Below are 7,332 nucleotides of genomic sequence, written 5' to 3'. Positions count from 1 at the left end.
CTGGCCGGGGAACGTCCGGGAGCTGGAGCACGCCCTGGAGCACGCCGTCATCCTCGCCCGGAGCGAGGTCCTCACCCTGGAGGACCTCCCCCAGGACCTCGGCCCGGCCACGGGCCCCGGGAGGAAGGACTGCTCCGATGCCATCGCCCGCGCACTGAAGGAAACCGGGGGCAACAAGGCCAAGGCGGCCCGCACCCTGGGCATCAGCAGGCGCACCCTGTACCGGAAGCTCCAGAGCCTCGCCCTTCAGGGCGTCGTTCTCTGAGGGGGACGGCCGCGCACCGCTTTTCTGCTAAAAAATCGTTTCTCTACGCTTGATTAATCGTATTTTGCCGTGATAAACTTTACACTTGTTAATTCACACGCTTCCCGCCTGAGCCCTTCTGGTCCCTCCGTTTGGAGGGTGTGGGGGAAAGGGGAGCGGAGGAAAAAAACCAGAGGAGGCACGTACCCAATGAGCGTTGTAACCATGAAGGAGCTGCTGGAGGCCGGCGTGCATTTCGGCCACCAGGTCAAGCGCTGGAACCCCAAGATGAAGCGCTATATCTTCGGGGCCCGTAACGACATCTATATCATCGACCTTCAGAAGACCATGAAGGGCCTCGACGTGGCCTACGACTTCGTGAAGGAGGCCGGCAGGACCCAGGCCCGCATACTCTTCGTGGGGACGAAGAAGCAGGCCCAGGACTCCCTGGAGGAGCAGGCGCAGAGGGCCGGGGTCTTCTACGTCAACCAGCGGTGGCTCGGTGGCATGCTGACCAACTACGAGACCATCAAGAAGAGCATCGCCAAGCTCAAGGACATCGAGAGGATGAAAGAGGAAGGCACCTATCAGGTGCTGACGAAAAAGGAGGCTTCGAGCCTGGAGAAAAAGAGGACGAAGCTCGAGAAGGTGTTGAGCGGCATCAAGGACATGGACGGCCTGCCCGACGTGGTCTTCGTCATCGACCCGAAGAAGGAGCGCATCGCGGTGAGCGAGGCGCGCAAGCTGTCCATTCCCATTGTGGCCCTGGTGGACACCAACTGCGACCCCGACGAGATCGACTACGTCATCCCCGGAAACGACGACGCCATCCGGGCCATCAGGCTCATGTCCACCAAGATGGCCGACGCCATCCTGGAGGGGAAGGCTGAGATGGAGAAACTGAAGGCCGAGGAAGCGGCCGAGGCCGCCGCGGCCGAAGAAGGAGCCGAGAAACCGGAGGAAGCGGCCGAAGCGCCGGCGGAGGCCGAGGCGGAGCAGGCCGGGACGGCTGAAAAGGAGCGGGAGGAGGCAACACAGTAATGGCGCACGTCACGGCAGAGAGCGTAAGAGAACTCCGGCAGAAGTCCGGATGCGGCATGATGGACTGCAAGAGGGCCCTGACCGAGGCAGGCGGGGACGTGGGGCGGGCCATGGACCTTCTCAGGCAGAAGGGCCTGGCCACGGCGGCCAAGAAGGCCACCCGGTCCGCCTCCCAGGGCATCGTGACGTCATACATTCACATGGACAAGCTGGGCGTGCTCGTGGAGGTCAACTGCGAGACCGACTTCGTCGCCCGCACCGAGGCTTTCCGCACCATGGCCAAGGACATGGCCATGCACATCGCCGCCGCCAACCCCACCTACCTGGGGCCCGAGGACGTCCCGGCGGAGGTCCTGGAGAAGGAGAAGGAGATCATGCGGGCCCAGGTCAGCGGCAAGCCGGCCAATATCGTGGAGAAAATAGTCGAGGGCAAGCTCGGAAAGTTCTACGAGGAGAACTGCCTTCTGGAGCAGGTCTTCGTCAAGGACCCCGAGGGGAAGATGAAGATAAAGGACGTCATCACCAACACCATCGCCCAGGTGGGCGAGAACGTGGTGGTGCGGCGGTTCGCCCGGTTCGCCCTTGGAGAAGAGCAGAAGTAAATACAAACGCATCCTGCTGAAACTCAGCGGCGAGGCCCTCATGGGGGACAGGGGCTTCGGCATCGACCCCGCCACGGTGGACTACATCGCCCGGGAAATCATGCGCACCCGGGACTCCGGCGCCGAGGTGGCCGTGGTCGTCGGCGGGGGGAACATCTTCCGGGGCGTGGAGGCGACGACCAAGGGCATGGAGCGGGTCTCCGCCGACAACATGGGCATGCTCGCCACGGTGATAAACTCCCTGGCGCTTCAAAACGCCCTGGAGCAGCGCGGCGTACCCACCCGGGTGCAGTCGGCCATCGAGATGCGGGAGCTCTGCGAGCCGTACATCCGGAGGCGGGCGGTCCGCCACCTGGAGAAGGGACGCGTGGTCATCTTCGCCGCGGGCACCGGCAACCCCTATTTCACCACCGACACCGCCGCGGCCCTCCGGGCCGTGGAGATAAACGCCGAAATCATCATGAAGGCAACCAAGGTGGACGGCGTCTACTCCGCGGACCCCGTGAAGGACCCCACGGCGCAGAAGTATGAAAGCATCGGCTATCTGGACGTGCTCCGCAAGGGGCTCCACGTCATGGACTCCACGGCCATCTCGCTCTGCATGGACAACGGGCTCCCCATTCTGGTATTTAATCTCAGGACGGAAGGCAATGTCAGGAGGGCCGCGGAGGGGGAAAACGTCGGCACCATCATCGGAGAAAGACATGCAGAAAGAACTGAGAAAGCAGGCGGAAGATAGGATGCAGGGGGCGGTGGACGCCCTGAAGCGGGAGATGGGCTCGGTCAGGACGGGGCGGGCCTCGCTGGCTCTCCTGGAGGGCATCACCGTGGATTACTACGGCAGCCCCGCCCCGCTCAGCCAGGTAGCCGCGCTGCACATCCCCGAGAGCCGTCAGATCCTCATCACTCCCTGGGACCCCAAGCTCATCCCCGACATCGAGCGGGCCATCATGAAGTCCGACCTGGGGCTCACCCCCCAGAGCGACGGCAAGAACGTCCGCATCAACATTCCCCAGCTCACCGAGGAGCGGAGAAAGGAACTGGTAAAGGTCGTCCGGAAGAAGTCCGAGGAGGCAAAGGTGGCCGTCCGCAACATCAGGAGGGACGTCAACGAGCAGCTCAAGAAACTTCAGAAGGAAAAGGCCCTGAGCGAGGACGACCTCAAGAAATCCCTTGACGAAGTCCAGAAAATCACCGATTCTTACATAGAGAAGGTCGACAGCGTCCTGGAGCACAAGGAAAAGGAAATCATGGAGGTGTGAGATGAACATAAATTACATTCTCAAGGTGGAAGACGCCAGGCCCGCGGACATCCAGAAGGCCCTCAAGGAGGCGGGTATCACGGTGAGGAGCATCCAGGAGGTCCACAAGGAAGGGCAGAAGAAAGAGCAAGAGAAGGAAACCACGAAGACCGATGCCTAAGAAGAAGACGAAAGGCGGAGCAAAGACGTCAAAAACAACCACCCGGAAGGCCCCGGCTAAGAAAACAGCCAAAAAAGCCGCACCGAAGAAGGCCGCCGCACCGAAGAAGGCCGCCGCACCGAAGAAAGCCGCCGCCCGGAAGAAGGCCGCCGCCCGGAAGAAGGCCGTCCGACCTGCCAGAACGCGCGAGAAGGAGCTCAGGGACCTGCTGCTCAAGCGCAGGGAGGAGATTATCCGGGAGACCCGCGAGGAAATCCAGAAATACCTCAAAGGGGAGAACAGGCAGCTCGTGGAGACCGCCCTTGACGACGGCGACTGGTCCGTCGTGGACCTGGCCGAGGACGTCAACTTCCGGAAACTGCACGCCCATCACGAGACCCTGCGGAAGATAGACGAGTCCTTGCGGAAGCTCGATGAAGGCACCTACGGCATCTGCGAGGACTGCGAGGAGGAGATAAGCCCCGAGCGCTTGAAGGTGATGCCCTTTGCCATACGCTGCCGGGACTGCCAGGAGCTCAAGGAGGAGCTGGAGGCGGCCGAGCGGGGCGAAGAGACAGGCTACCGGCTGTAGAAGACCCTTTCGAGAAAAAGCGCCCGCGCCGGCGCCGTAGGGCCCGCCAGGGCGCGCTCCCCCGAGGCCAGGACCTCACGAACTCCCGAGGGCGGCATCTTCCCCCTGCCCACCTCGATGAGGGTTCCGGCCATGGTGCGCACCATGTGGCGGAGGAACCCCGCGCCCTGCACCCGAAAGGTGATGAACCTTCCCGCGAGGGTGGTCCCCAGAAACGGAATCGATTGGGAGACCCCGACCTCCGCCGACCCGACGGACCGCACCGCATTGCCCCCGGCCCCCGAACCCGCGGCCATGAAGGCCCTGAAGTCGTGCGCCCCCACGAATTCCCCGGCGGCCCGGGCCATGGCCTCCACATCGAGCGTGCCGGGCACGCCGGCGGCGTAGCGGCGGAGGAAGGGAGAGAGGGCGTCGGTGTTGGCCATGAGGTAGAAGTAGCGCTTCCCCAGGGCGTCGTACCGGGGATGAAAGGACGGCGCCGCTTCCACGGCTCTCAGGACGCGCACGTCCGGCGGGAGCTTGGCGTTCAGGGCCCGCCGGATGACGGCCGGCGAGTGGCCCGTGTCCGTCCCGAAGGCCGCCACCTGGCACAGGGCATGCACGCCCGCATCGGTGCGGCCCGCGCCGATGACTGAAGCGCGAGAGCCGGTCAGCTCCGCGACGGCAGTCTCCAGCACGCCCTGCACCGTCCGCTCGCCCTGCTTCTGGGTCTGCCAGCCGGAAAAATCCGTGCCGTCGTACTCGAGGTCCAGCCTGATGGTGCGCATAGGTTTGATTGTAACGCAGAAGGGGCTGCTGCGTCCCCGGGAGGAATTCGCTTGATATTACGCCTTCCAAGGATTTAGGCTTTAACCATGGGCGCCGGCCTCCTCGATAGGCTTCTCCCGCAGGTCAGAAGGAACTGTCTCATCTCCGACGCCCGCCACTGGGGCAACTACAGCATCTGCGGCCTCCTCATGCGGATGCGGGAACTGTATCTTTTCGAACACGGCATCAGGGACGGGCACGCGCCCCTGGCGGACGTCACCGAATGGATAGGCCGGAGGGAGAAGGAATGGGAAGCCCTCCGGAGCGAGGAGCTCTCTCCCCTGGCCGTGGGCACGGAGCGCTTCGGGCCCTTCGAGGTGGAGAAGATAAACGGCATGCTCAAGACGGAAGGGCTTCTCTACGGAGCGGGATACGGCGTGGCCATGAAGCCCGTTTTTTTCCTCGCCGAGAGGGAGAGCGAAGAGCAGGTGGAGGACCTGACCATCTATGTGGCCGGGAGGGAGTTCGCCCGCGACCTCGCCACCCACCCCGCCATGCTCCTTCAGAGGACCATCACGGCCCGCAAGGAAATGGCGGCGGTCCTCCTGCGGGAGAAGTTTGACGAGTTCCGCGGGATGAAGGGACAAGGTCCCCTCGGTACGGCTTTCTCGGCATACGGGGTGCACCCGGAGGACGACTACGCCGCCCTGGCCCCGGTGGTGGACGGCGAGATAAGGACCTTCATCGCCCATGAGATGGGCGAGGCAAAAGAGGCACAAGTGTCCGGCCCCCGGTGGCTGGAGCTCATGGCCACGCTGGGATACTCGCGGGCCTCGGTCCTCGCCCGGGCGCTTCAGGACGTGCTGGCCGACGCCTCCGAAAGCGGGACATTACGCTACATCATCGGGGAGAGGCGCGCGGGCTCCCTGGCCTTTCACTTGGCCCTGCTCAGCGGCTTGAGGCGCACCATGGCCAGGCCCCTTGTCGAGGCCTACGAGAGGTTTTCGCGGTCCCAGGGGTGGAGCGAGGTGGAGGAGGCCCGTGCCGCCCTGCACACCAAGGGCAGGGAGACCGTGCGAAGCGTTCTGGAAACATTCGTCCCGGAAGACGACGGGAAGCGGCTCGCCCGCCGGGTCGAAGAGCGGATCAGTCGAGCTTTTCCCGGACTGAGTTGACGAAGATGTCCACCAGTGCCGGGTCCAGCGCGGCTCCTGCCAGCTCCCCGAGCTCCGTCACGGCGGCCTCGAAGGCCTGCCCGCTGGCCAGTCCCCGTTGCGACGCGCCTATCATGGCCGCGTCGAAGGCCTCCGCCAGGGCCAGGATGCGCCCCTCCAGCGGGATGTCGGCCCCCTCAATGCCGTCGGAGTTGCCCTCGCCGTCATAACGGTCGTGGTGGTGCAGGACCAGGGGGGCCACCTCGCGATAGATGTTGATGTTGGAGAGCATCTCGTGGCCGGCGCGTGCGTGCGTGGCCTCGGCCCACTGTCTGAAGGTGGCCTCCCCGAGCGCCTTCAGGTACCCCACGTCGTGAAGAAGTCCGGCGAAGTGAAGCCTCCGCTGCTCCTCCTCGGTCATGTCCACGGCCTTGGCCAGCACGCCGGCGTAACTGGCCACCCGCCGGGAATGGCCCGCCTGTTCGGGGACCATGTGGTCTATCACCTCGATGAGCATGTCGGTGAGGTGGATGCGGTAGTTCTTATGGTTCTCGTAGAACTGGGCCCGCTCGACGGAAATGGCCGCCTGCTCGGCCAGGTAGCTGCCCAGCTCCACGTCCCTCTCGTCGTAGTGCCCGCCGTGATTGTTCAGAAGCTCGATGACGCCGAGGACGCCGCTTCTGGTCCTGAGGGGCACGCAGAGGGAGGTGCGCACCTCGTAGGATGTCAGCCCTTGCAGGCTCGGGCCGAAGCCCGGGCTCTTCGGGACGTCGGCCATGTGGAGGGGCTCTCCCTGGGCCGCCACCCAGCCCGGAAGCCCCGTGTCCACGGGCACCTTCTTGCCCACAAGGCTCTCAAGCCCCGCGCCCCTGGCCGCCCTGACCTCAAGCGCACCGTCCTCCCTCTGGTGCACCAGGCAGGCCTCCGAGTCGGTGAGGACCTTCGCGCTCTCGGCTATGGTCTCGTAGAGGATGTCGCCGTGGACCTCCTCCCGGATCTCGTGGGTGAAGCGGAGGATGCGGTCCAGCCTGCCGCTGTGCTCCTCCATGATGCCCCTGACCTGCCGCGTCAGCAGGAAGGAGAGATAAAACCCCGCCATCACCAGTATGCCCACCAGGGCGATGATGACCGCCACCGAGGCCCGGGGAAGGTCCCCCAGGACGCTCCCCAGGGGCGCATAGAGGGAGGCGGTCAGGATGGCGGCCAGAAGGACCACCACGAAGCCGTTCAGGGCGTTGAGCAGCCGGAGCCTGGAGCGGACCGCCTCCAGGGCCGAAACGTTGCGCGAGGAGAGATTCTCCGGCATGAAGAAATATATACCACCGGGGCCAATATGTCAATGTTTTCCCGATGTTTCAATGCACGCGAGAAGTCCTGCGCCTCCCTCTCAAGAAGCCGTCTCGGAACCATTCGGACGGATGCCGTGGGCGCTTTGGTTCCGCCATTTCTCGAATATGACGGACGCCGCGGCCGCCCGTGGTCCCGCGCACATGGGGCTGGTTGTGGCTCTTACCCCATCATTTGACACCCTCCCGAGGGGGCGGATAAACT

At 64.3% G+C, this 7,332-nt stretch carries 10 protein-coding genes; 8 read left to right on the top strand and 2 right to left on the bottom strand.

What is annotated here, in order from left to right; genetic code table 11:
- The 7 genes from P8Y39_06060 to P8Y39_06030 all read left to right on the top strand — a co-directional run.
- Positions 1-265 (top strand): helix-turn-helix domain-containing protein (locus P8Y39_06060; protein ID MEJ2191900.1); only part of this gene is annotated, 265 nt, incomplete at its 5' end.
- Between the two features lie 189 nt (positions 266-454).
- Positions 455-1,285 carry a 30S ribosomal protein S2 gene (gene rpsB, locus P8Y39_06055; protein ID MEJ2191899.1) on the top strand — a complete coding sequence of 277 codons (831 nt, stop codon included), beginning with the start codon at positions 455-457 and terminating at the stop codon, positions 1,283-1,285.
- Entirely contained in the window at positions 1,285-1,887 is a 603-nt protein-coding gene (gene tsf, locus P8Y39_06050) for a translation elongation factor Ts (GenBank protein MEJ2191898.1), read from the top strand. Before rpsB ends, tsf begins: the two co-directional genes overlap by 1 nt.
- Complete coding sequence (gene pyrH / locus P8Y39_06045) at positions 1,868-2,626, top strand: UMP kinase (protein MEJ2191897.1); 759 nt, start codon at positions 1,868-1,870, stop codon at positions 2,624-2,626. Before tsf ends, pyrH begins: the two co-directional genes overlap by 20 nt.
- Positions 2,592-3,149, top strand: a complete 558-nt coding sequence (frr, locus tag P8Y39_06040) for a ribosome recycling factor (protein MEJ2191896.1) — start codon at positions 2,592-2,594, stop codon at positions 3,147-3,149. The genes pyrH and frr overlap by 35 nt, the downstream gene beginning before the upstream one ends.
- Position 3,150: 1 nt before the next feature.
- Complete coding sequence (locus P8Y39_06035) at positions 3,151-3,309, top strand: hypothetical protein (protein ID MEJ2191895.1); 159 nt, start codon at positions 3,151-3,153, stop codon at positions 3,307-3,309.
- Positions 3,302-3,880 (top strand): TraR/DksA C4-type zinc finger protein, encoded by a 579-nt coding sequence (locus P8Y39_06030; GenBank protein ID MEJ2191894.1) that lies wholly within the window; start codon positions 3,302-3,304, stop codon positions 3,878-3,880. The genes P8Y39_06035 and P8Y39_06030 overlap by 8 nt, the downstream gene beginning before the upstream one ends.
- Here the strand turns inward: P8Y39_06030 and truA are convergent.
- A complete protein-coding gene (gene truA, locus P8Y39_06025; GenBank protein MEJ2191893.1) occupies positions 3,868-4,647 on the bottom strand; it encodes a tRNA pseudouridine(38-40) synthase TruA in 780 nt (259 codons plus the stop codon). The genes P8Y39_06030 and truA overlap by 13 nt on opposite strands.
- A gap of 87 nt (positions 4,648-4,734) precedes the next feature.
- Between truA and P8Y39_06020 the strand changes: the two genes are divergently transcribed.
- Positions 4,735-5,802, top strand: coding sequence for a hypothetical protein (locus tag P8Y39_06020; GenBank protein MEJ2191892.1), 1,068 nt, complete (start codon positions 4,735-4,737; stop codon positions 5,800-5,802).
- Here the strand turns inward: P8Y39_06020 and P8Y39_06015 are convergent.
- Positions 5,774-7,087, bottom strand: coding sequence for a GAF domain-containing protein (locus P8Y39_06015; GenBank protein MEJ2191891.1), 1,314 nt, complete (start codon positions 7,085-7,087; stop codon positions 5,774-5,776). The genes P8Y39_06020 and P8Y39_06015 overlap by 29 nt on opposite strands.
- Positions 7,088-7,332 lie beyond the last annotated feature (245 nt).

The sequence above is a fragment of the Nitrospirota bacterium genome, from assembly GCA_037386965.1.
GTDB lineage: Bacteria > Nitrospirota > Thermodesulfovibrionia > Thermodesulfovibrionales > JdFR-86 > JARRLN01.
The sequence above is the reverse complement of the archived record's forward strand: the minus strand, read 5'-3'. Positions and strand labels throughout refer to the sequence as shown.

What these genes read in the sequence shown, in the direction of transcription:
- P8Y39_06015 (MEJ2191891.1), bottom strand. Translation starts at nt 7,087, where the DNA reads ATGCCGGAGAATCTCTCCTCGCGCAACGTTTCGGCCCTGGAGGCGGTC.
- tsf (MEJ2191898.1), top strand. Translation starts at nt 1,285, where the DNA reads ATGGCGCACGTCACGGCAGAGAGCGTAAGAGAACTCCGGCAGAAGTCC.
- P8Y39_06035 (MEJ2191895.1), top strand. Translation starts at nt 3,151, where the DNA reads ATGAACATAAATTACATTCTCAAGGTGGAAGACGCCAGGCCCGCGGAC.
- P8Y39_06020 (MEJ2191892.1), top strand. Translation starts at nt 4,735, where the DNA reads ATGGGCGCCGGCCTCCTCGATAGGCTTCTCCCGCAGGTCAGAAGGAAC.
- P8Y39_06030 (MEJ2191894.1), top strand. Translation starts at nt 3,302, where the DNA reads ATGCCTAAGAAGAAGACGAAAGGCGGAGCAAAGACGTCAAAAACAACC.
- rpsB (MEJ2191899.1), top strand. Translation starts at nt 455, where the DNA reads ATGAGCGTTGTAACCATGAAGGAGCTGCTGGAGGCCGGCGTGCATTTC.
- frr (MEJ2191896.1), top strand. Translation starts at nt 2,592, where the DNA reads ATGCAGAAAGAACTGAGAAAGCAGGCGGAAGATAGGATGCAGGGGGCG.
- truA (MEJ2191893.1), bottom strand. Translation starts at nt 4,647, where the DNA reads ATGCGCACCATCAGGCTGGACCTCGAGTACGACGGCACGGATTTTTCC.